Consider the following 20,255-nt stretch of genomic DNA (forward strand, 5'->3'; position numbering starts at 1 on the left):
CATCCATGCAGATTCTGCTTCCCAAACTGGGCTTTTCGATGAGCGAGGGAATCCTCAGCGAATGGCTGGTCGCCGATGGCGGTGACGTGAAGGAGGGCGAGCCCCTCTACGCGCTGGAAAGCGACAAATCGACACAGGAAGTCGATGCGCCCGCCAGCGGCACCCTCAAGATCTTGGCCGAGACCGGGGAAACCTACCCGGTGGGATATGTGCTGGGCGAGATCCTTTGAGCCTAGCCACGATGCTCGACGTCGAGGGTAAGCGGGCTTTCGTTACGGGAGCCTCCAGCGGTTTAGGCGCACATTTCGCACGCACACTGGCGGCGGCCGGGGCGCGAGTGGTGGTGGGTGCCCGGCGTAAGCAGGCGTTGGATGCGCTCGTCGCTAGCATCGGCGAAAACGCGCGCGCGGTTCAACTCGACGTGACCGACAACGCTTCCATCCGGTCGGCGCTCGACGAAGCGGGCGATATCGATATCCTCGTCAATAATGCCGGCGTGACCAACACCAAACCGGTGCTGGACCAGACGGAGCAGGATTGGTCATCGATTGTTGACACCAATCTCTCCGGCGCCTTCTTCATGGCCTGTGAGGTGGCACGGCGCGCGCGCGACAAAGGCGCGGGCGCCTCGATCATCAACATCGCCTCGATACTTGGTTTACGGCAGGGGGGTCAGGTAACTCCCTACGCGGTGTCCAAGGCAGGGATAATCCAGCTGACGAAGCAGCTCGCGCTCGAACTCGCGCGGTACGACGTCCGCGTCAATGCGATCGCGCCCGGCTACCTGGCTACCGAGCTCAACGACAGCTTCTTCCAATCCGCTGCCGGCGAGGCGCTGATCAAGCGGATCCCGCAACGGCGGCTGGGACAAATGTCGGATCTCGATGCGCCGTTGCTGCTGCTGGCATCCGATGCTTCGCGGTACATGACCGGTTCGGTCATCACCGTTGATGGCGGCCATCTGTTAAGCACCCTTTAGTCTGTCCGTGTTTCGTTGTGGACAGGAAAGCAAGGGCGCGGCCGCCTGCGGGGATTGCCAAGACAAGGCCTGAATGCGATGAGCGAGCGTCTTTCGCTGTTCTAGCGCGTCAGGATCATCCCCATCAGCCGACGGTCCATGATGCAACCCAAGAGGTGCCCAGGAAGGTGACGACGACCTACGTGCAGGTCTGCAAACTGTCAGATCTCAAGGAGGGTGAATTTCGGCTCTTCACCGTGGCGTCGCGGGAAGTCCTCCTGATGCTTGTTCGGAAGACCGTCTATTGCGTCGCCAACCGGTGCTCACATATGGCAAAGCCTCTCGATGGCGGGAGGCTGCTCGGCTACCATTTGATCTGTCCGTTCCACTCTGCACAATTCGACGTCAGGACGGGCAAGTCCGGCGGTTTTCCCGCATCTCGATCTATTCAGACCTTTCCCGTGCATATGCACCACGGTGATGTGATGATCGGCATCGACGTCAAACACCCTTGAACACCGGCCGCCGCTTTTCCTTAAAAGCCGCAACGGCCTCTCGGTGGTCGGCCGTCATGTTTGAGAGCGCCTCATAGGCCATGCCCGCGTCCAGCGTTGCCGTCGCGATCTGCTTGAGCGAGACGTTCACGGTCATCTTGGTCCAGCGGATCGCAAGGGTAGCGCCGCGGGCAAGCTTTTCGGCAAACGCATCCACCCGCTCGTCCAGCTCGTTCGGCGCCACGCAGTGATTGATCAGGCCGATATCTGCAGCGCGCTGCGCCGCAAGAAGGTCCCCGGTGAACAGGAATTCCTTGGCTCGGGCAAAACCTATCAGATACGGCCAGATCGCGGCGCCACCGTCGCCTGCCACATATCCGGCACGGACGTGAGGATCACCGATTTTCGCCGTGTCCGCTGCGAAGCTTATGTCGCAAAAGAGCGCGATCGTCGCACCGAGGCCAACCGCGTCGCCATTGATCTTGGCGATTATCGGCTTTGGGCAGTCGAGGAGCGAGAAGACCACCTGTTTCGCGCTGGTGATGTCGAAACGTTCGGGGTGATCGATATTTTCCTGCATGAACGCGAAGTCCGCGCCGGCGCTGAACGCCCGGCCCTCGCCCGAAAGCACGAGCACATCGCTGTCGGGATCTCGCGTGATGAAGTATAAAAGATCGCAGAGCTCGCGCTCCATGGTCCGGCTGAACGCGTTGAGGACATCCGGGCGATTGAAGGACGCATAGGCGATACGCCCCTGCCGTCTGAACGAAATCTGTTCGAACTGCGGATCAGCGGTCATCATTCAGCCTTACTGCAATCGATTGTTCATAACGAGACATATGGAAGCCCGTATCTCCATACATCTTCTCGAAGAGGAGGATGTTTCGGTGATAATGGCCGACCTGATACTCCTCGGTCACCCCGATTCCGCCATGCAACTGGATGCTTTGCGCGCCGATGTACCGCGCGGCCTCGGCGATGACGACCTTGGCTGCCGAAACCAGCATCTGTCGTTCTATGGGGCATCCGCCGTCGAAGGCGCGCACGGCGAACTCCAGCGCCGCGGTCGCATCCTGGAACTGGACGAACATCTCGGCAATACGGTGCTGGAGCGCCTGGAAGCGCGAGAGCGGCCCGCCGAACTGCTCACGAGTTTTCAGATATTCGCTGGTCTGATCGAGCGTCGCGCGCAGGATGCCTACGATCTTGGCCGAATGCGCAATGATGGCCTTGTCAACCGCCTCTCCGAAAGCGGCCTCCACCTTTGGCCCGGAACCCAGAAGGCTCGCCTGATCGACCTCGACGTCGGCGAATATGAGGTCCGCGGCCGTTGATCCGTCGATGAGTCCGTAGGAATCAAGCGAGAGGCCAGCCGCGCCGGCTTCGACCAGAAAAAGCGCCAATGCGTGGCTTCCCGCCATGCGGGTCAGCACCAGCAAGGTGTCGGCATCAGGGGCATTCCAGCAGGCCAGGCTGGCGCCGGACAGGCTGAACCCCTGCCCCTTTGGTGACGCTATGACACTCTCCGGAGCATTAGGAGCGAACTCCTCATGTGCGACCGCGAAGACGACCTCGCCGATCGCCGCCTTTTCCAGCAGGTCACGCCCGACCTCGGGTGCGACGCGCTCGATCAGTGTAGTCGCAAGTACCGAGGAGGATATTAGCGGCTCGCGAAGCATCGCAGGGCCGAGTCCTCGCATCAGCACGGCAATATCCCCGGCTGAGCCCCCGAGGCCGCCGAACTCCTCGCCGGTCGCGAGCGCGAGCCAGCCCAGTTCGGCGAGTTGATGCCACAGGGAGCGATCGAACGGCTCCGCTCGGGACTCGATGGCGGCAATGGCGTGGCGCGAGGTGTAATCGCGAACGAACCGTTCTGCGGAATCCAATAGCAGGCCCTGCTCGTCGGACGGCTTGAAGGAAAGGCTCTCCGTAATCACAGGCCAAATCCTCGTTTCGCAATGATATTCTTCTGGATTTCCTCGGAGCCGCCATAGATCGACGCTCCGCACAGCAACAGTGCGTTGGACGTTTTCCCTACCACGATATTGGGCCACAACGGCGCGCGGGTCTCATCGTGCGCCAGGATATCCTCTTCATCGAACATGCGGAGGGCCCGGATGCCGATGATGTCCATCTGAAGTTCGGAGATGCGCTGTTGCAGCCGGGCTCCGCGGACCTTCAGGCTGGATGCGACGGCGGTTTCCTCGGAGACACCGTCCCCCCCACATAGTTCGCGAAGAACGGAGAACTCCAGCGCCAGCGCATCCATTTCCGCCCGTGCGAGGCGCGTGCGAACCGCGTCAAGGTTGAACGCACGGGCGGCCCGCGATTGCAGGAGGTGCCGTGCCTTGGCTAGTTCGCGCTTGGACCAATAGATCTCCGCGCTGGTGGTTCGTTCGTTACCCAAAAGGAAGTTTGCATAGTCCCATCCTCGCCCCGCCTCGCCGACAAGGTTCTGCTCGGGCACGCGCACGTCTTCGAGGAAGATTTCGTTGACGTGCTGGCGACCGTCGATAGTCCGGATCGGCCGGATGGTAACGCCAGGACTGCGCAGATCGATCAGGATGAATGAAAGCCCGCGGCCACGCGTCTGGGTCGGGTCCGTTCTCACCAGGAAGAAGCCCCAATCCGCAACATGACCGTCGGTGGTCCACATCTTCTGGCCATTAACCACGAATTCGCCATCGATCAGCTCGGCGCGCGTCCTCAGAGAGGTCAGGTCCGAACCGGCATTAGGCTCGGAAAAGCCCTGCGCCCAGGTCTCTTCACCCGCCAATATTCGCGGAAGGAAACGTTCTTTCTGCCAGTCGCTTCCGAACGTGTAGATCACCGGGCCAACCAGGTAGCGCCCCATGAATGGAACGCGAGGCGCGTCTGCAGCGAAGCACTCTTGTTCGAAAATGTGAATCTGCAACGCCGACCAGCCACATCCACCATACTCAACCGGCCAATGCGGCATCGACCAGCCCCGCTGGTGCAGCGTTTTATTCCAGCTGACTTTGTCGTCCCAGTTCTCGAAGAACGAGATGCGCCGCGTCCGTTCCGCTATCGCCGGATCGAGGTTTTCGCGGATAAAACTCCGAACCTCCGAGCGGAAATCCTCCAGTTCGGGCCCAAACAGCTGCGACCCGCTTCGGTCGGGCGATGTCGTGGACTGGGGGGCGGCAGGCTGCAGCCCCTGCCCGAGCGTTGTCATGTGGACCATGCGATATTTCTACACTTGACCCTGCCCTCACTGTCAAGGTAATTCTAATAGGCGTTATGATACATTGTGCGGCTTGAGACCCATAGCCAAGGGTCCGAGGAGGAGATCAACTATGGCCTTTTGGCCGCTAGAAGGCCGTCGCTACGACATGCCAGCCTTGTTCGGTCCGTCTTCGGTTCCGGATAAAACAGTGATCGAGGATGCGCATGCCATCGTTCTGAGCGCCCCGATTTCTCGGGATGCCGCGGAAACGCTCCTGCCCAACCAGTTCCGCTCTCCGGATGCGCCGGTTCTTTCCCTTGCCTATGTACAGTATAACGACGTCGATTATTTGGGCGGTCGCGGTTACAATGAAATTGTCGTCACCGTCAGTGCCATCCATGAAGGAAATGATGGCACCATCGCCGCTGCCTATGCGCCCGTGCTGTGGGTGAATAAGGCCGGCGCGCTGATCGCCGGTCGCGAGTTCATGGGGCTGCCGAAGCTGCTCGGAAACATTCCCGACAGCGTCGAGGTCGAAGGGGGTTACAGGTTCAGCTGCTTCGAGGAGGATGCCTTGTTGCTCCAGGGTGAGGCGACGGACCTGGCACCGCTTGCCGCTCCGGCGTTGGATCGCGTCAACGCCCGCGCCGGCGAGGTGCGCACGTTCGGGTGGAAATATATTCCCGGTCCGAACGGCAGTTGCGATGTGGACTATCCGCTCGTGAACGTGATGCGCTGGAATTACCGTACAGCCGCGACGGGACGCGGCGCGCTGACGTTCGCGAAGCCGAGCGGAAGCGATGCCCCCTTCTCCGAAGCGGCAATTGCAACGCTGCGCGGTGTTCCGCTGCAGGGCGAAATTCGCGCCTTCTACGGTCGAGGGGAAGCCACGATCGACCGGCAAGCCACCAGAAGGATCGCCTGAAGCATGGGGCGGAGTACAGATGGGCTTAAGGATGCCCTTCGCCACCGCACCGGCCGTGAAGCTTCTCAAAATTCCGAAGGAAGAGACCTATGCTACACGACAAACTGACGACGATAGGTCTCTCCAGGACCAAAACCTGGGGGAATATCGAAACCAAATCCCACTATTCTCCCGAGGACGTCCCGGATCGCGAGGACATCACAGCCGCCCCCGGCACCTATCCTTTCACGCGAGGCGCGTTCCCGGAGATGTATCGGTCACGCATGTGGAGCATGCGTGAGATCGTTGGTTATGGTTCGCCGGAAGATACAAGGGTGGGCTTGGAACGTGCGATCGAGAACGGTGCTTCAGGCCTGAACGTGGTCGATGACGTGCCGACCAAATGGGCTGTCGACCCGGACCATCCGCTGTTCCGCAATGATGTCGGTATCGAAGGCGTGTCGCTGCCGACGCTGCGGGATTGCGAACGACTCATGGAAGGTATCGATCTCTCCAAGATCGATCTCGCATGGCACTCGATCTCCCTGGTCTATCCTCTCACCGTCGCGGTTCACAAGAAGCGCGGTCAGCCACTGGATCAGCTGCTCGGCTCGCACATGCCGGATTATTTCCACCAGGTGATCTCAGGCTGGGGCGCGAAGCTCGTTCCGCCGAACATGGCCCTGCGGATGAGCGCCGGCTGCCTGGAATATTCGGCAGCCAACACGCCGCGCTGGGCGCTCGGCCTGCCCCAGGCCTACGACATCCGCGAGCGTGGCGTATCTCCGGCGGGCGAGATCGCAGTGGGAATGGCGATCGTCAACACCTGCCTGGAAGACATCGCCAAACGGGGCACTTCGGTCGATCAGATCGCGCCCCGTATGGCGTGGGTATCGACCTCCGACGTGGACTTCTTCGAGGAAGTCGCCAAATTTCGCGCGCTGCGGCGGATCTGGGCGCGCACGATGAAAGAGCGTTTCGGCGCCACCGATGAGCGCAGCATGAGACTGCGGATTGCCTGCCACACGGCAGGCAAATCGCTGGTCTACCAGCAGCCGCTCAACAACATCACGCGGGGCGCACTTCAGACGTTCGCCGCGATTTGCGGCGGCGTGCAGTCGGTCGAAACCTGCACCTATGACGAGCCGATTTGCATTCCAACCAAAGAAGCCAAGGAACTCGCGCTTCGCACCCAGCAGATCCTGGCGCACGAGATCGGTGCCGCCCGGGTGGCCGACCCCCTTGGCGGCAGCTATTATGTGGAGGCGCTCACCGACGCGGTCGAGAAGGAGGCCTTGACGCTGCTTGCGGAGATCGAGAAGCGTGGCTTGGTCGAAGCGATCGAGAGCGGTTGGCTCGAGGGCGAGATGGATCGCTTCAACGTGCAGTACGACCGCGAGCTTCAGCACAAGGAGCGGCTGGTTGTCGGGCTCAATGCCTTCACGCAGGCCGATGAGAAGCCATTTGCCCGGTTCGAGCCGATGAAGGCCTCTATTCAGAATCATGTCGAACGGTTCGTCAAATTCCGGGCGCAGCGAGACATGTCGAAGGTCAACGAAGCAATGGCGCATCTGCACCGCGTGACGCGGGACGGTGGCAACCCTTACCCGGTGATGATCGACGCCTTCATTGCGGATGCAACCATCTCCGAAGTGTGGGGGACGCTGCGCCAAGGGTTCGGACATGCCTATGACGCGTTCGGCGTCTACACCTCACCTTTCGGCCTTTCGGAGACCTGACATGGCGGTGATCCTCAATCGCAAGCTCGGGCGCGTCGGCCTTGGGATGCTGGGCCTGGACGTTCACACCAAGGGCATCAGGACCTTGGCGAGCCGGCTTGATGAATATGGTGCGGATGTGGCTTTCCTCGGTGAGCACTTGACCGTGGAATATCTCGTTGCACAGGCGAAGCAGCGTGATGTCGATTTGATCGGCATAAGCTTTTCCTCCGGTGCGTATGTCGACCATTGTCGAGATGTAGTGAAGGAAATGCGCTCACAGGGCGTGGATGTGCCGCTGATGATCGGCGGCCTCGTTCATAAGGACGACCATCCAGCGTTGAACGAACTCGGGATCGAGGGAATCTTCGGGCCCGGGAGCGATATCGAGGACATCGTCGCCTTTATCGAGAAGGTCACCAGGGAACGGGTCACTCGGCGCGACGCCTGCGAGACGGACGGGCATCAAGAGAAAATCGATGGTTGAACAGTCCACTATGCCCAGTTCGAAGTTCTTCGCCAATCCGCAGGCCGAGGTGTCTGAGATTACTGTTGGAGATCTGCTGCGCGAATGCGCGAAGACTGTCCCGCACCGCGTGGCGCTCAAGGAGAGCCCCGACCCGATCAGCGGGGTCCAGCGTGGCTGGACCTATGCGGAGATCCTGGACGGCGCGGAACGCACCGCGCGCGGCCTGCTCACAAAGTTCCGGCCGGGCGATCATGTGGCAATCTGGGCCCACAATGTTCCTGAATGGTGGTTCGTGGAATTTGGCGCCGCGCTTGCCGGAATCGTGCTGGTGACGATCAACCCTGCGAGCAGGCAGCAGGAGGTCGCCTATATTCTGGAGAATTCCAACGCCGTTGGGATCATCACCGTGCGCTATTGCCGAGGATCCGACCATCTCGCGATGTTGGCCGATATCCGGACTTCGCTGCCCGCGCTGCGAGATATCCTGATCCTGGACGATTGGGCCGACTTCATGAATGCCGCGCCGGAGGGAACCCCGCTGCCGCAGGTCCACCCGGCGGATCCGATCATGATCCAGTACACTTCAGGTACGACGGGCAAGCCCAAGGGCGCTCGCATGCGTCATCGCGGTGTTGTGAACAGCTCCAAATTTGCCACCGAATGTTTCGAACCCGGCGACGGCGCCGTGTGGCTGAATTGCGTGCCCATGTTCCACACCGGCGGGTCGGTCCACTCCTCGCTGGGCGCTTTATGGAGCCACGGGACGATGATCCTGCCGCCGCACTTCGATCCGGGCGTGATGCTGCAGATGATCGAGCAGGAACGGGTGACTCTTACGACGACTGTGCCGACCATGGCAATTGCGCTCCTCGAGCATCCGAGCCTGCAAGACCTCGACCTGAGCAGCTTGAAGGTACTGGCCTGCGGTGGAGCGCCCGTGGCACCGGAACTCGTCGAGCGGATCGAGCGCGAGTTCGGCTGCGATTTTGTCATGCTGTTTGGCCAGACCGAAATGAGCGGCATGATCTGCCAGACGAAGCGTGGCGACAGCGTCGAGCATGTGACGCAGACCGTCGGCGCCCCCCTCGGCCCGACCGAGGTCAAGATCGTCGACCCCCAATCGGGGGAGACCTTGCCGGTCGACAGGATCGGCGAGATTTGCTTGCGCAGCTCCGGTGTACTGCAGGATTACTATGGCAATGCCCAGGCCACTGCGGAAGCGATCGATCCAGATGGCTGGTTCCACACCGGCGATCTCGGCACGGTTCGCACCGACCGGTACCTCACCATCACCGGGCGCTCGAAGGACATGCTGATCCGCGGCGGCGAAAACATCTACCCGCGCGAGATCGAGGATGAATTGCTCGCCCATCCCGCAATATCCAACGTGGCCGTTTTCGGCGTTCCCGACGCCCATTGGGGCGAGCAGATCGCTGTTGCGGTGAAGCTGAAGGGCGGCCACTCCGCCGACGAACAGGAACTCCGTATGTTCCTCCAGAGTCGGATCGCAAAGTTCAAGATGCCGAAAAATTGGTGGTTCGTGGATGACTTCCCAACGACCACGTCGGGCAAGGTTCAAAAGTTCGAGTTGAAGAACCGCTTCCTGGCACTCGCTCATGAAACCGATCTTTCTCCCACCAGCGGGAGCGCCGGCTAGAGGTGGCAGGAGCGAGGGTCCAGACCCATTATACGACCTCATAGATAATGGGTCTGGATCTGCTAATCGCGATGCATGGAAAGAGCCGCAACCGATGCGCGCCGCGGTCCGAGACGCTCATCATGGCGCGCTGCGAAGCCTGCGCCCCCGCCACCTATCGGAGACGATCGATCGGGTTGGCACCTATGGCGAAGCTGGCGCCGACCTGATCCTCATGCGCCTTCTCTGCTGATGCCTGGCGCTGCAATGGCCGGCCGCACCTCCAAGATGCGGCTTCAGCCGTCCGCGATCAAGAAGCGGTTGCGCCCTCAATCGCCTCAAACACCCCAGACAAGAGGTCCGTAGTATCGAGCGCCGGCGATATCGGCATCGCACCAGTGAGGCCCCGCTCGAACAGCGCCTTGATCGCCTCCTCAACATTGGCGCTCTCGATCTCATAGATCGCCAGATATCTATACGGACAGTTATCTTTAGGCGTGGGAACGATCTTGAAGCGCTGTGCACTGACAAATCCCGGCGTCTGCACTACGTCTTGTATATGACGATTGCTGTACCAGTCGTTATAGTCCTGCTCCTGGCCCTCAACCGGATTTGACAGGGCTATGAATTTGAAGCTGGTCATGCCGTTTACCTCTCAATGTCCATTCCACGGAACCGGAAGACCGGTCCAAGCCATCACTGTCGCTGCTCCGTCCTAAAATTGGCGTTCATGAGCTTCCAGGAAACGACCCGATTTTACGCCACCTTCCAGTGTCGTACGGAAGGCCTTGCGCGGCATCCCCACGGGCCATCCAAATGCCTGGTGCAGTGTCCGTCGGTTGTCCCAGAGCACCATGTCGCCTTTTTGCCACTGGTGCACGTAGCGGAACTCCGGCTTCAGTACATGCTCCACCAACGCCCGCAGCAAAGCCTCACTCTCCTCGCGCGGCATGCCAAAGATCGCATCGACATTCGAGGGACTGATGGACAACGACTTGCGACCCGACTCCGGGTGCGTCACCACAAGCGGATGCACCACCGGCGGAAAGTCCGGCATCGACAGGTTCTCGCCCGCCCATTCTTCAGCTGTGGGTCGTCGAAATGAGCGCTCATGCTGAACGAAGCGCATTCCGTCCGGTTTGGCGTTGTGGACATACATCACTACGTCCTTGCCCTCCGCCTGCTCGCGGAGCGCCTTGGGCAGTGCATCATAGGCTTTCGCCGTGTCGATCCAGCCGGTCTGCCCTCCCACCTCGGCGGGCGTGTCCATAAACAGGATCGCGCCCTTGCAGATGTCCGGCGTGTAGCAGGTGTCCTGGTGCCATGGGATGAATCCGCCGACGAGCTGACCATCGATCATATAGTAGCCGCCAGATTCCTTGATTTCGACCAGCTCCTCCTGCCCCGGCACGCGGACCTTTGGAATCGGATGAACCTCGAGCGGTCCGAATACCCGGCTCAGCTCCAGATGCTGCTCCCTGGTAGCCCCCGTGCCCCGGAACAGTATGATTCCATGTTCCAGCCACAGCGTGTACAGTTCTTCGCGCAGTGCGGGATCGTTCAACCGCCCCAGATCGAGTCCAACGATTTGGATACCCACGCTCTCCAGAGGCACAACCTCAAGCTCCGATGCTGGCCGTCCTTCCGTCATCACATCTCTCCATCACCGCCCAAACCGAATAGATCGGCCCAGCGTCCTCATCCAAGAATGCGTTGCAGAATAGTCACCCAGGACGTAAATGCAATGGTTCTTAGAATTAATACCGCCGACATTCACGCCCAACCCGAGGAGACAGCGGCGGGACCAAGAGCCTAGGTCGGCGGGACGGACGGATCAGTCGGATTCCCGCCGATTGGCCGGCGCGACACCATCGAACAAAATGTCTATCACCGCGTCCGCAATGTCATCCGGATCCATTTCGCCTCGTGGCGAGTACCAATCGAGCGCGTAGATCGAGCTGCCGACCAGCACGAGCCGCAATATGGTTTTCTGCACGTCCGAGCGGATCTCGCCAGCATTGGCGGCTTCGGCGATCAGCGTGCGCCAGAAATCCCCATAGTCGCGCGGCTTTTTTAGGTGACGAGCACGTACGGAAGTAGGGACTTGATCGATGATCCTCCAATAGGCGACGATAAAATCGTCGCGTAGCAGCATCTGGTTCAGGTGTGCACGAAACGCCGCCTTGATCTTGGCTCGATGTGAGGAGCCATCGGGCAAGGCCGCAACCGCCTCGGCAACCACCTCCGCAACACGCGTCGTGCCTTGGTTGAGAACCTCCTCGACCAGCTCTTCCTTCGATGCAAAATGATAATACATGCTGCCAGCGAAGGTCCCGGCCTTCTTCCCGATCTCGCTCAGCGTTGCGCGAGCATAGCCCTTGCTCTTGAAGACCTTGGCCGCAGCTTCGAGGATTGCGCGTTGCTTCAGGTCTGACTTCTTCCGACGCCCGCGCTTGGCTGGAACAACCTGCTCAGCCTCCTCAACCGACTCCAGGTCTGCGCACACAGCCGCGTCCACCACAGCCTCCGATACAGGAGCTGGAGCAGCCTTGATCGGAGCCGTTCGCCGATTTCTCCTTGTGCCGGTTGCCGGAACGTCCTTCGGATCGTCCACCGCATTCTTAGATTCTGACATTCCCACCGCCCTTAAGAAAATAGTCTCGCCACCTTAGCTCGTTCGTCGTGGATTTCTAACAATTATTGGAGGAATTGCCTCTTACAACCGTGCCTCGCAGCAAGGAACAGGCCGGAGAGCTGGTGCGGGAGCTTGATGCGACAATCGGGAGATGCCGTAAACGCCATGACGGGTTTGAAGCCAAAATTTAAAACTAATCCCTGTTAGAAAGATACACATTGAAACTCCTCGACTAGCGGAGCATGAAAGCCGTGACGGCTGGAACTTCGTATTGTAGGGGCAGGAGAGGTCGAAATGTCGAGCGAAGTCGAGCTTGAGCCTGGGCCTTTGTTTCTTGACGGGTTCCAACGCCAAATCTCTTATGGTGCTCTCGTGCAATATAGGTTCTAGATCATAGGCAAGCATCCGGAAGACTCGAGTTGGTTGTGTGCAGATCGCACCGGCTTGGCGAGGCTGCTACGCGGCTGTACTGGAATATGAGTGAGTGGTGAATCGGGAGATCTGGCCAAGCGTATGATATTGTAATCGGCGTCGGCTTGCCGGCGGCGGTTCCTGCGCGTGGACATTAAAAAATAGGAACTATTAGGATATGGACACTGATGTAATTGTCGTGGGCGGCGGCGGTGCGGGCCTTTCTGCAGCTTATCATGCCGCGCAGTCCGGCGCTTCGGTCATGCTCGTTGAGGCGGCCAAGGCACTTGGAGGCGCGACCGCCCTGTCGAGCGGCGTCGTCTATGCGGCAGGCACCAGCGTGCAGCGGGCGGCGGGCATCGAAGACTCGGCCGATGCCATGTTCCAATATATGATGACGCTCAACCAATGGTCGATCAGGCCAGCGCTTGCGCGAATCATGGCCGAAGGCGGCGCGTCGATGATCGATTGGTTGATCGAGCTCGGCAACGATTTCGCGCCGGAGCACATTGTGGAGTCAGGGGTCGGCGGATGCCCGCGCGGCCACCAGACACTGGGAGCCGGCTTCGGGATCGTCCAATCGCTGATCAATGCTGCCGGCGCGCAAGGCGTTGAAGTGGCGCTTGGATCCCGTATATCGAGCCTGATCGTGGAGGATGGCTGCGTAAGAGGTATCCGCTCGGAGGGCGTGGACCTGCGCGCTCCGACCGTGATCCTGACCACGGGAGGCTTCGGCAACAGCCCGCAGATGATCGAGCGCCTGTGGCCGACAGCAGCGGCTCATGGCGACAGAGTTTATTCCCTTTACAAGGACGTCCCCTTCAACTTGGGCGACGGAATAGTGCTCGGCGAGAGCGCAGGTGCTCGCGTGACCGGGATCGACAACGGACTTCTTATTCCCAGTTCGAACCTCATGCAGGATGTGGAATCCTTCCTGCCTGACTGGGCAATGATCGTGAACCGGAACGGCCGTCGCTTCGTCGCCGAGGATGCCTCTTATGCCGTTTCGGGATATCTGATCAACGAGCAGCCGGAGATGCGGTGTTTTGCAATTTTCGACGAGGCGGCAATGCTGGAGGCATGCGCCGAGGACATCGTTGTTAAGCATTACATCAACGATCCGGGGCCGGATAGCTGGCGCGTCAGCGTGTTGCGCAAGCATGTGGCGTCCGGACGCATCAAGACCGCCGACACCATCGAGGAGCTTGCCCGGCGGGCGGACATAAAGCCCGTCGCCCTGGCAGCCACCATCGAGCAATATAACCGCTACGCCGATGCGGGCGAGGATCCCGATTTCCTCAAGCAGACCGAGCGCTTCTATCCGATCCGAACCGGTCCATTCTACGCGGTCGAGATCCGGGCATCGACTATCGTCTCCTGCCATGCCGGCCTCGAGATCGACACCGAAGGCCATGTCCTCGACATAAACGGACTGGTTATCCCCGGCTTGTACGCCGCCGGCGAGGTTCTCGGTTGCACGATGGGACGCAGGTATATCGGCGGCGGAATGGGCGTGGCCAATGCGCTCACCTTCGGTCGCCTGGCGGGCAAAAGCGCAGCGCGCGAAGTTCATGCACTGAAGCAGATGTGTGCATAGCAAGGGAATGACGATGCGCTTGCCCCCCCCCACCCCAATCGCGGATCTGCTCTCCGGCCCACTCGACCGGCTGATGGAGGAAGCCGTGCGCCTGCGCGACGAGGGGCATGGCCGCATCCAGAGCTGGTCGCCCAAAGTGTTCATTCCGCTGACCCAGCTGTGCCGCAACCTGTGCCATTACTGTACCTTTTCCCAGCCGCCCAAAGCGGGCGAAGCTGCGTACCTCACACGCGACCAGGTGTTGGCGATCGCGCGGGCAGGCAAGGCAGCCGGCTGTACCGAGGCGCTGTTCACGCTGGGTGATAAGCCCGAGCTCCGGTTCGCGGTGGCTCGGGATGAACTCGCCCAGCTGGGCCATGAAACCACCCTGTCCTACCTCGTCGATGCCTGCAGGGCAGTTCGCGACGAGACGGGCCTCCTGCCCCACGTCAATGCCGGGGTAATGAATCGGGAGGAGATGGCTGCGCTCCGCACCGTCTCGGCGTCGCAGGGATTGATGCTGGAATCCGTGTCTGACCGGCTCTGCCAGAAAGGCGGGCCGCATTACCGTTCGCCCGATAAATCTCCGGCCGTGCGGCTGGAGACGATCCGGCTGGCGGGCGAACTGGCCATTCCGTTCACGACCGGAATCCTGATCGGCATTGGGGAGACGCGCGACGAGCGGGTCGAGGCCCTGATAGCCATCCGTGACCTGCATGCGCGCTATGGCCACATCCAGGAGGTCATCGTCCAGAACTTCCGGGCCAAGGCCCGCACGGTGATGGCGGACGCGGCCGAACCGGACATGGACGAATTGTTGTGGACGATCGCGGCCGCCCGGCTTCTGCTCGGGCCGACGATGAACATCCAGGCGCCACCCAATCTGTCGTCCGACGAGTTCCCGAAATTGCTGGCGGCGGGGATCAACGATTGGGGCGGCGTGTCGCCGGTGACGCCGGACCACGTCAACCCCGAGGCTCCGTGGCCCGAGGTTGAGCATTTGCGGAACGCGACCGCGCAGGCAGGTCGTATTCTCGTCGCCCGCCTGCCAGCCTATCCACAATGGGGATCGCGCGGCCTGGCCCGCTGGCAGGATCCATCTATGGCGCGGCATATCCTCGCATCCGCCGATACGTCGGGCTTCGCGCGCGCCGATTCCTGGTCACCGGGGCGTTCCTTGCCGAAACGCCAGCCCGAGATCGTCAGCCTCTCCAGCGTCGACGGGCGCATCGCAGCGATCGTCGCACGCTCCATGGCGGGCGAGGGTATCGGCGAAGACGACATCGTTGCGTTGTTCCAGGCGCGAGATGCCGACTTCGCACATATCTGCCGATCGGCGGACACGCTGCGATCGCAGGTGAATGGCGACACGATCACCTATGTCGTCAACCGCAACATCAACTATACCAACATCTGCACCTACAAATGCGGTTTCTGCGCCTTTGCGAAGGGCAGCACGTCAGAGGCATTGCGCGGCAAGCCCTATGACCTCGATATGGAGGAGGTGGTGCGCCGGGCCGGCGAAGCCTGGGACCGGGGTGCAACCGAAGTTTGCATGCAAGGTGGCATCCATCCGCACTATACCGGCGACACCTACGTCGAGCTGGCCCGCGCGGTGCGCGCGGCGGTGCCGGGGATGCATATCCACGCATTTTCGCCGCTGGAGGTGACACAGGGGGCGGCGACGCTCGGGGTTTCCATCGACACATTCCTGCGCCGCCTCAAGGAGGCCGGGCTGAACACGCTCCCGGGCACCGCTGCTGAAATCCTGGACGACGCTGTCCGCGCACAGATCTGCCCCGATAAGCTCGACACCCAAGCCTGGCTCGACGTGATGGAAACCGCGCATCGTGTGGGCTTCCGCACGACCGCGACGATCATGTTCGGTCATGTCGAGGAGGAACGCCATTGGGCGCGCCACCTGCTCCGCATCCGAGAGTTGCAGGCGCGCACGCAGGGGTTCACCGAGTTTGTGCCCCTGCCCTTCGTTCACATGGAGGCCCCGATGGGCGTGCGCGGGCAAACCCGCGCAGGACCGACCTTTCGGGAGGTCGTGCTGATGCACGCGGTGGCCCGCCTCGCACTGCATCCGCTTATCGCCAACATTCAGACGAGTTGGGTCAAGCTCGGTTCTGTAGGTATATCGGCCTGCCTGAACGCCGGTGCCAATGATCTCGGCGGCACATTGATGAACGAGAGCATTTCGCGGGCGGCAGGGACGCAGCATGGACAGGAGATGCCGCCGGTCGCCATGGAAGACCTGATCCGCTCGATCGGTCGCACGCCGCGCCAGCGCAACACCATCTATGGCGCCGTAAAGGACGACATCCACCGGCGAGGCCTGACAGCCGGCCCCTTGGCGCCGGTTGCGCTAACGCCGCCCCGCAAGGTGCGCGGCCCCGGCCAAATCCAGACGGACAAGACAATGGAGATATCTGTACATGCCGAATGAACGCGCGAGCACTATCGCTGTATTGGGTGGGACCGGCAATGAAGGCGGCGGCCTCGCCCTGCGGTGGGCGCATAAGGGCCATAAGGTCATCATCGGCGGACGATCGGCGCAACGCGCCGCCGAAGCCGCGGAAGCGATGAACGCAACTCTGAAGACCAACAATGTCAGCGGCGCCGACAACGCCACAGCCGCAGCCCAGGCCGACATAGTCTTGCTGGCGGTTCCTTATGCCGCGCAACGCTCGACTGTCGAGGATGTCCGGGCGGGTCTCGCCGGCAAGATCCTGATCGACGTGACAGTCCCGCTGGTCCCGCCCAAGGTGAGCCGCGTGCAATTGCCGAACGGAGGTTCTGCCGTCGAGGCGATCCAGGCGCTTCTCGGCACCGACGTGAAGGTAGTTTCGGCGTTCCAGAACATCTCCGCCCATCATTTGACCAACCTCGACGAAGAGGTCGACTGTGATGTTCTCGTCTGCTCCGACGATAACGAGGCGGCCGAACTGGTGATCGAACTTGCCCAGGAGATCGGGCTGAAGGCCTGGAACGCCGGCGTGCTGGCCAACTCGGTTGTCGCGGAAGGACTGACATCAGTCCTCATTGCCCTCAACCGGCGCTATAAGGTGCCGGGCAGTGGCATTCGGATCACGGGCGTCTGAGAGAGTATCCAGGTCAGGCGAAATCATCGCCTGATGGCTCAGAAATCGGCAAATCAAAAGGCGCAGGACGCGATCGGATTCAATCTGGAAACCGGATCGCGCCCGGCCGCTCGAACCACCCTGACCCGACAGCTTCCTTTTAGAATCGGAAGAGCGACCGACACCCGGCGTTCGGCCGGCTTTTCAGCCGACCGGGAGCTGGGCGACGTGCGTTGCGCCAGCATCGCTCCCGAGGGTGATTGACGGCACCGGGGACTTACCCTACTGTTTAAAACATTCATTAGAATAAGTACCGATATACGCTGCCCGCAGGGCCACGCGGATAACGGGCGCGAGCGCGCGGACTTGCCTGGCAGGACACGAGCTCGCCTTGATCCGCGCCAATATCATTGGAGTCGGCGATAGCGGGCGCCGGGCCACGGAGGGTGATGATGCTTGAGATATGGTTGCGTTACGACTTGAGAAGCCCCGCCTTCGCTACAGCATCTGTCGATCTGGCCTCGGCGGCGATCGAGCAGGTGGCATGGGCCGACAAGAAAGGCTTTCACACGATCCAGCTGCCCGAACATCACTGCAGCGATGACAACTACAATCCTTCGCCCCTCATCCTCGGCGCCGCGATGGCAAGCCGCACGTCGACGATGAGAATACATCCGTGCGCGATAATCCTGCCGCTACACGACCCGGTTCGTATCGCCGAGGATTGCGTGGTGGTGGACATCGTCAGCAATGGACGCCTCGATGTGACGATCGGCCTTGGCTATGTCCCGGCCGAGTTCGAGATGTTCGGCGTTCCGCTGTCGGAACGCGGCCGGCTCACTGACAGCAAGCTGGAAGTACTGCAGCGCGCATTCGCCGGCGAAACCTTCGAATATGAGGGCCGCAAGATCCGCGTGACGCCCAGCCCCGTCCAGGAGGGTGGTCCGCCGCTGTTCATCGGTGGCAGTGTCAAGGCGACCGCGAAGCGCGCCGCCCGATATGGGCACGGTTATTTTCCGATGATCTATACGGAAGAGGCCGCTGCGGACTATCGCGACGCCTGCGTCGAGCTCGGCAAGACGCCCGGCCGGGTTATCAATGCCAGAGGGCCGCGCCTGGTCCATGTCTCCGAAGATCCGGACGCCGCCTGGGCGAAGATCGCCCCTCATGCGATGTACGAAACCAATGCCTATGCCGCCTATGCCGAGAAGCTGGGCCAAGTGACTCAATTCGAACGCGCCGAAACCCCCGAGCAGCTCCGCGCGTCCGGCACCTATCTGGTCGTCACGCCGGACGAGTGCCTCGCCATTGCGCGTGAGCAGCGCGATTTGGGTCGGATCTTGATAATTCCGCCGCTGGTTGGCGGGCTCGATCCAGAGGTCTCCTGGGAAAGCATCGAACTGATCGGAACCAAGGTAATCCCTGAATTGATCAAAGATGATGCAGCCTGATCATCGGCACTGCTGCGCCAGCCTGAGGACCATCGCTCATCTTGTCTGCAGCAGGTTGCCTGATCTTTGGGCCTGGGTTGTGACACGTAGCGGCCGGCCTGTGAGATATCGGGATCATCGACCTAGTTGGGATCCGGCGCCCGCCCTCGAAAGTTGAGCGGCTTCCGGCTAGCATTGGCCCGGTCAATGCGCGATCTCAGTCTTCGCGGACGCGACCGCCTCCGCTCTTCCCGCAACATCTCGACCACGCACCCCCATCCTCCCAGGCGAGGAATCTGTTATAAACTTCGTTAGATCATGCAAGCGTCGACGACAGGGCGCTGCCATCCTGACCGGAAAATCCTTTTACCAATGCAGCCTCGATCCGGCTACTCGGGAGCAGATGCCGGCCACGCTGGCGGCGGATAGACAAGTCGAGACTTGCTCATTTTTACAAAAAAATATTAGATATAATCAGAGGAGAGAAGCCGTGGAGTACACGCTACCCGCCCCGACATCGGGCCTTTTCGACGTCTCGCCAATCCGCGAGAATATGCCATTCGGTGCAGTCGTGACAGGATTGTCGGCTGCGAGCCTTGCGGATAAATCCGTTCACCAGGACCTTCGCGCGCTCTGGCACGCCGCCGGCGTCGTCGTTTTCAAGGGCCTCACCGGCAAGGAGACCCACCTCACCCTGAGTCGGATTTTCGGCGAACTGATGGCCCATCCGATCAAGGAGGTTGAAACCGAAGAGAGGATGCTGATCAACATCCCGTACGAGCCCGACAAGGGATTGATCGTCGATGTCGGCGGCGAGCGGCGCGGCTTGGCGCAAGCCTGGCATTCCGATCTGATCTATGCGCCCAAGGTCAATCGGGGCGGCATCCTTCGCCCTCTCCAATTGCCTACCCGCTGGGGAGAAACCGGCTTTATCGATCAGATCTGGGCTTATGATACGCTTCCGCAGTCGCTCAAGGAGCGGATCGAGAATCTGCACGTCGTCTATCAATATAATGTCGATCCAGCGCAGCAGAAGTTCGGAGTGGTCGACAAGATGCGCTTCGTCCGCATGACCCCGCTTCATGCAGGTATCCAGGCACGGCTCGATGAATTTCCGGAAGTCATCCATCCGCTTGTATTCACTCAACAGGAAAGCGGCCGGAAGGTTTTGAACCTATCCCCTTGGTTCTCAACAGGAATTTATGAGATGCCCGGCGCAGAGGGAGACGCGCTGCTCGAGCAGGTCGCGAGACACATCGTCGATGGCGGGCATGAGTATATCCATCACTGGGAAATGGACGAGATGGTTCTGTTCGACAACTGGCGCATGCTTCACAGCGGCCTCGGCTCGCCGATCGACGAGACGAGGATCATGCAGCGCACCAATATCGCTGGCGACTACGGCCTTGGCCGCCTGAAGCCGGAAGATCAGCGTCGGACCGAAAGCACCTATGCAATCCTTTGAGACGGGGTCACACCGCGGATAATGTCATGATGCCGGTCGTTGCGCTTGAGGTGGCAGCATCGAGCTCGCCGACGTTGTCCACCAGGGCCGACCGGAACCGCTTCCTCCCGCGGCTCCAACAACCAGAACAGTTTTCATGATGCAGGGGCCTTCTTGGCAGCAGACGACGTTGGCCGAATGTTGTCGCCGATCAGAAAGGTCAGGTCGCTCAGGCTGTTCCAATCCGCATTGACGTCGCGCTCACCGCCGACAGGCTCGCCCTCCGCCGCGCGGATCGGATTGATGA

The 20,255-nt window shown here is 60.8% G+C and carries 19 protein-coding genes; 13 read left to right on the forward strand and 6 right to left on the reverse strand.

Translation table 11 applies throughout. The features are described 5' to 3' along the window. The first annotated feature begins 5 nt into the window (after nucleotides 1-5). The 3 genes from AAC645_RS18080 (at nucleotide 6) to AAC645_RS18090 (ending at nucleotide 1,473) form a co-directional block, all read left to right on the forward strand. On the forward strand, nucleotides 6-230 hold the full coding sequence (locus AAC645_RS18080; protein ID WP_340317978.1) for a lipoyl domain-containing protein: 225 nt from the start codon (nucleotides 6-8) through the stop codon (nucleotides 228-230). 11 nt (nucleotides 231-241) lie between these two features. Next, a complete protein-coding gene (locus AAC645_RS18085) occupies nucleotides 242-979 on the forward strand; it encodes an SDR family NAD(P)-dependent oxidoreductase (protein ID WP_340317979.1) in 738 nt (245 codons plus the stop codon). A gap of 167 nt (nucleotides 980-1,146) precedes the next feature. Continuing rightward, on the forward strand, nucleotides 1,147-1,473 hold the full coding sequence (locus AAC645_RS18090) for a Rieske (2Fe-2S) protein (RefSeq protein WP_340317980.1): 327 nt from the start codon (nucleotides 1,147-1,149) through the stop codon (nucleotides 1,471-1,473). Here AAC645_RS18090 and AAC645_RS18095 read toward each other — a convergent pair. Genes AAC645_RS18095 through AAC645_RS18105 form a run of 3 tightly spaced genes read right to left on the reverse strand, consistent with a single transcriptional unit; the run spans nucleotide 1,460 to nucleotide 4,648 of the window. Then, nucleotides 1,460-2,254, reverse strand: coding sequence for an enoyl-CoA hydratase/isomerase family protein (locus AAC645_RS18095; protein ID WP_340317981.1), 795 nt, complete (start codon nucleotides 2,252-2,254; stop codon nucleotides 1,460-1,462). The genes AAC645_RS18090 and AAC645_RS18095 overlap by 14 nt on opposite strands. Continuing rightward, entirely contained in the window at nucleotides 2,241-3,389 is a 1,149-nt protein-coding gene (locus AAC645_RS18100; protein ID WP_340317982.1) for an acyl-CoA dehydrogenase family protein, read from the reverse strand. The genes AAC645_RS18095 and AAC645_RS18100 overlap by 14 nt, the downstream gene beginning before the upstream one ends. After that, on the reverse strand, nucleotides 3,386-4,648 hold the full coding sequence (locus AAC645_RS18105; RefSeq protein WP_340317983.1) for an acyl-CoA dehydrogenase family protein: 1,263 nt from the start codon (nucleotides 4,646-4,648) through the stop codon (nucleotides 3,386-3,388). The genes AAC645_RS18100 and AAC645_RS18105 overlap by 4 nt, the downstream gene beginning before the upstream one ends. 121 nt (nucleotides 4,649-4,769) lie before the next feature. On the opposite strand from AAC645_RS18105, the gene AAC645_RS18110 reads away from it, so the two are divergent. From AAC645_RS18110 to AAC645_RS18130, 5 genes are all read left to right on the forward strand, one after another. Next, entirely contained in the window at nucleotides 4,770-5,564 is a 795-nt protein-coding gene (locus AAC645_RS18110; protein ID WP_340317984.1) for an acetoacetate decarboxylase family protein, read from the forward strand. An 89-nt stretch (nucleotides 5,565-5,653) separates the two neighbouring features. Further along, nucleotides 5,654-7,282 carry a methylmalonyl-CoA mutase family protein gene (locus tag AAC645_RS18115; RefSeq protein WP_340317985.1) on the forward strand — a complete coding sequence of 543 codons (1,629 nt, stop codon included), beginning with the start codon at nucleotides 5,654-5,656 and terminating at the stop codon, nucleotides 7,280-7,282. A 1-nt stretch (nucleotide 7,283) separates the two neighbouring features. Beyond that, nucleotides 7,284-7,748 (forward strand): cobalamin B12-binding domain-containing protein, encoded by a 465-nt coding sequence (locus tag AAC645_RS18120; RefSeq protein WP_340317986.1) that lies wholly within the window; start codon nucleotides 7,284-7,286, stop codon nucleotides 7,746-7,748. Further along, entirely contained in the window at nucleotides 7,741-9,387 is a 1,647-nt protein-coding gene (locus tag AAC645_RS18125; protein ID WP_340317987.1) for an AMP-binding protein, read from the forward strand. Before AAC645_RS18120 ends, AAC645_RS18125 begins: the two co-directional genes overlap by 8 nt. A 94-nt stretch (nucleotides 9,388-9,481) precedes the next feature. Then, nucleotides 9,482-9,619 (forward strand): hypothetical protein, encoded by a 138-nt coding sequence (locus tag AAC645_RS18130; protein ID WP_340317988.1) that lies wholly within the window; start codon nucleotides 9,482-9,484, stop codon nucleotides 9,617-9,619. Between the two features lie 57 nt (nucleotides 9,620-9,676). On the opposite strand, the gene AAC645_RS18135 is transcribed toward AAC645_RS18130, so the two are convergent. The 3 genes from AAC645_RS18135 to AAC645_RS18145 form a co-directional block, all read right to left on the reverse strand. After that, entirely contained in the window at nucleotides 9,677-10,009 is a 333-nt protein-coding gene (locus AAC645_RS18135) for a DUF4286 family protein (RefSeq protein WP_340317989.1), read from the reverse strand. A 72-nt stretch (nucleotides 10,010-10,081) separates the two neighbouring features. Then, nucleotides 10,082-11,017, reverse strand: a complete 936-nt coding sequence (locus AAC645_RS18140; protein ID WP_340317990.1) for a TauD/TfdA dioxygenase family protein — start codon at nucleotides 11,015-11,017, stop codon at nucleotides 10,082-10,084. A 183-nt stretch (nucleotides 11,018-11,200) separates the two neighbouring features. Further along, nucleotides 11,201-11,884, reverse strand: a complete 684-nt coding sequence (locus AAC645_RS18145; protein ID WP_340317991.1) for a TetR/AcrR family transcriptional regulator — start codon at nucleotides 11,882-11,884, stop codon at nucleotides 11,201-11,203. A 706-nt stretch (nucleotides 11,885-12,590) separates the two neighbouring features. Between AAC645_RS18145 and AAC645_RS18150 the strand changes: the two genes are divergently transcribed. From AAC645_RS18150 to AAC645_RS18170, 5 genes are all read left to right on the forward strand, one after another. Continuing rightward, on the forward strand, nucleotides 12,591-14,009 hold the full coding sequence (locus tag AAC645_RS18150) for an FAD-dependent oxidoreductase (RefSeq protein WP_340317992.1): 1,419 nt from the start codon (nucleotides 12,591-12,593) through the stop codon (nucleotides 14,007-14,009). Nucleotides 14,010-14,022: 13 nt separating this feature from the next. Further along, nucleotides 14,023-16,440 (forward strand): 5-amino-6-(D-ribitylamino)uracil--L-tyrosine 4-hydroxyphenyl transferase CofH, encoded by a 2,418-nt coding sequence (cofH, locus tag AAC645_RS18155; RefSeq protein ID WP_340317993.1) that lies wholly within the window; start codon nucleotides 14,023-14,025, stop codon nucleotides 16,438-16,440. Next, a complete protein-coding gene (gene npdG / locus AAC645_RS18160; protein WP_340317994.1) occupies nucleotides 16,430-17,095 on the forward strand; it encodes an NADPH-dependent F420 reductase in 666 nt (221 codons plus the stop codon). The genes cofH and npdG overlap by 11 nt, the downstream gene beginning before the upstream one ends. A gap of 428 nt (nucleotides 17,096-17,523) precedes the next feature. After that, nucleotides 17,524-18,525: an LLM class flavin-dependent oxidoreductase gene (locus tag AAC645_RS18165; protein ID WP_340317995.1), complete on the forward strand. Its 1,002-nt coding sequence runs from the start codon at nucleotides 17,524-17,526 to the stop codon at nucleotides 18,523-18,525. A gap of 382 nt (nucleotides 18,526-18,907) precedes the next feature. Continuing rightward, nucleotides 18,908-19,969, forward strand: a complete 1,062-nt coding sequence (locus tag AAC645_RS18170) for a TauD/TfdA dioxygenase family protein (protein WP_340317996.1) — start codon at nucleotides 18,908-18,910, stop codon at nucleotides 19,967-19,969. The last annotated feature ends 286 nt before the right edge of the window (nucleotides 19,970-20,255 follow it).

The sequence above is a fragment of the Rhizorhabdus argentea genome (genome assembly GCF_037861105.1).
Taxonomy (GTDB): Bacteria; Pseudomonadota; Alphaproteobacteria; order Sphingomonadales; family Sphingomonadaceae; genus Rhizorhabdus; species Rhizorhabdus argentea.

What these genes read in the sequence shown, in the direction of transcription:
- AAC645_RS18140 (WP_340317990.1), bottom strand. Translation starts at nt 11,017, where the DNA reads ATGACGGAAGGACGGCCAGCATCGGAGCTTGAGGTTGTGCCTCTGGAG.
- npdG (WP_340317994.1), top strand. Translation starts at nt 16,430, where the DNA reads ATGCCGAATGAACGCGCGAGCACTATCGCTGTATTGGGTGGGACCGGC.
- AAC645_RS18165 (WP_340317995.1), top strand. Translation starts at nt 17,524, where the DNA reads ATGATGCTTGAGATATGGTTGCGTTACGACTTGAGAAGCCCCGCCTTC.
- AAC645_RS18135 (WP_340317989.1), bottom strand. Translation starts at nt 10,009, where the DNA reads ATGACCAGCTTCAAATTCATAGCCCTGTCAAATCCGGTTGAGGGCCAG.
- AAC645_RS18150 (WP_340317992.1), top strand. Translation starts at nt 12,591, where the DNA reads ATGGACACTGATGTAATTGTCGTGGGCGGCGGCGGTGCGGGCCTTTCT.
- AAC645_RS18080 (WP_340317978.1), top strand. Translation starts at nt 6, where the DNA reads ATGCAGATTCTGCTTCCCAAACTGGGCTTTTCGATGAGCGAGGGAATC.
- AAC645_RS18130 (WP_340317988.1), top strand. Translation starts at nt 9,482, where the DNA reads ATGCGCGCCGCGGTCCGAGACGCTCATCATGGCGCGCTGCGAAGCCTG.
- AAC645_RS18120 (WP_340317986.1), top strand. Translation starts at nt 7,284, where the DNA reads ATGGCGGTGATCCTCAATCGCAAGCTCGGGCGCGTCGGCCTTGGGATG.
- AAC645_RS18115 (WP_340317985.1), top strand. Translation starts at nt 5,654, where the DNA reads ATGCTACACGACAAACTGACGACGATAGGTCTCTCCAGGACCAAAACC.
- AAC645_RS18105 (WP_340317983.1), bottom strand. Translation starts at nt 4,648, where the DNA reads ATGACAACGCTCGGGCAGGGGCTGCAGCCTGCCGCCCCCCAGTCCACG.
- AAC645_RS18095 (WP_340317981.1), bottom strand. Translation starts at nt 2,254, where the DNA reads ATGATGACCGCTGATCCGCAGTTCGAACAGATTTCGTTCAGACGGCAG.
- AAC645_RS18125 (WP_340317987.1), top strand. Translation starts at nt 7,741, where the DNA reads ATGGTTGAACAGTCCACTATGCCCAGTTCGAAGTTCTTCGCCAATCCG.
- AAC645_RS18170 (WP_340317996.1), top strand. Translation starts at nt 18,908, where the DNA reads ATGCCGGCCACGCTGGCGGCGGATAGACAAGTCGAGACTTGCTCATTT.
- cofH (WP_340317993.1), top strand. Translation starts at nt 14,023, where the DNA reads ATGCGCTTGCCCCCCCCCACCCCAATCGCGGATCTGCTCTCCGGCCCA.
- AAC645_RS18110 (WP_340317984.1), top strand. Translation starts at nt 4,770, where the DNA reads ATGGCCTTTTGGCCGCTAGAAGGCCGTCGCTACGACATGCCAGCCTTG.
- AAC645_RS18085 (WP_340317979.1), top strand. Translation starts at nt 242, where the DNA reads ATGCTCGACGTCGAGGGTAAGCGGGCTTTCGTTACGGGAGCCTCCAGC.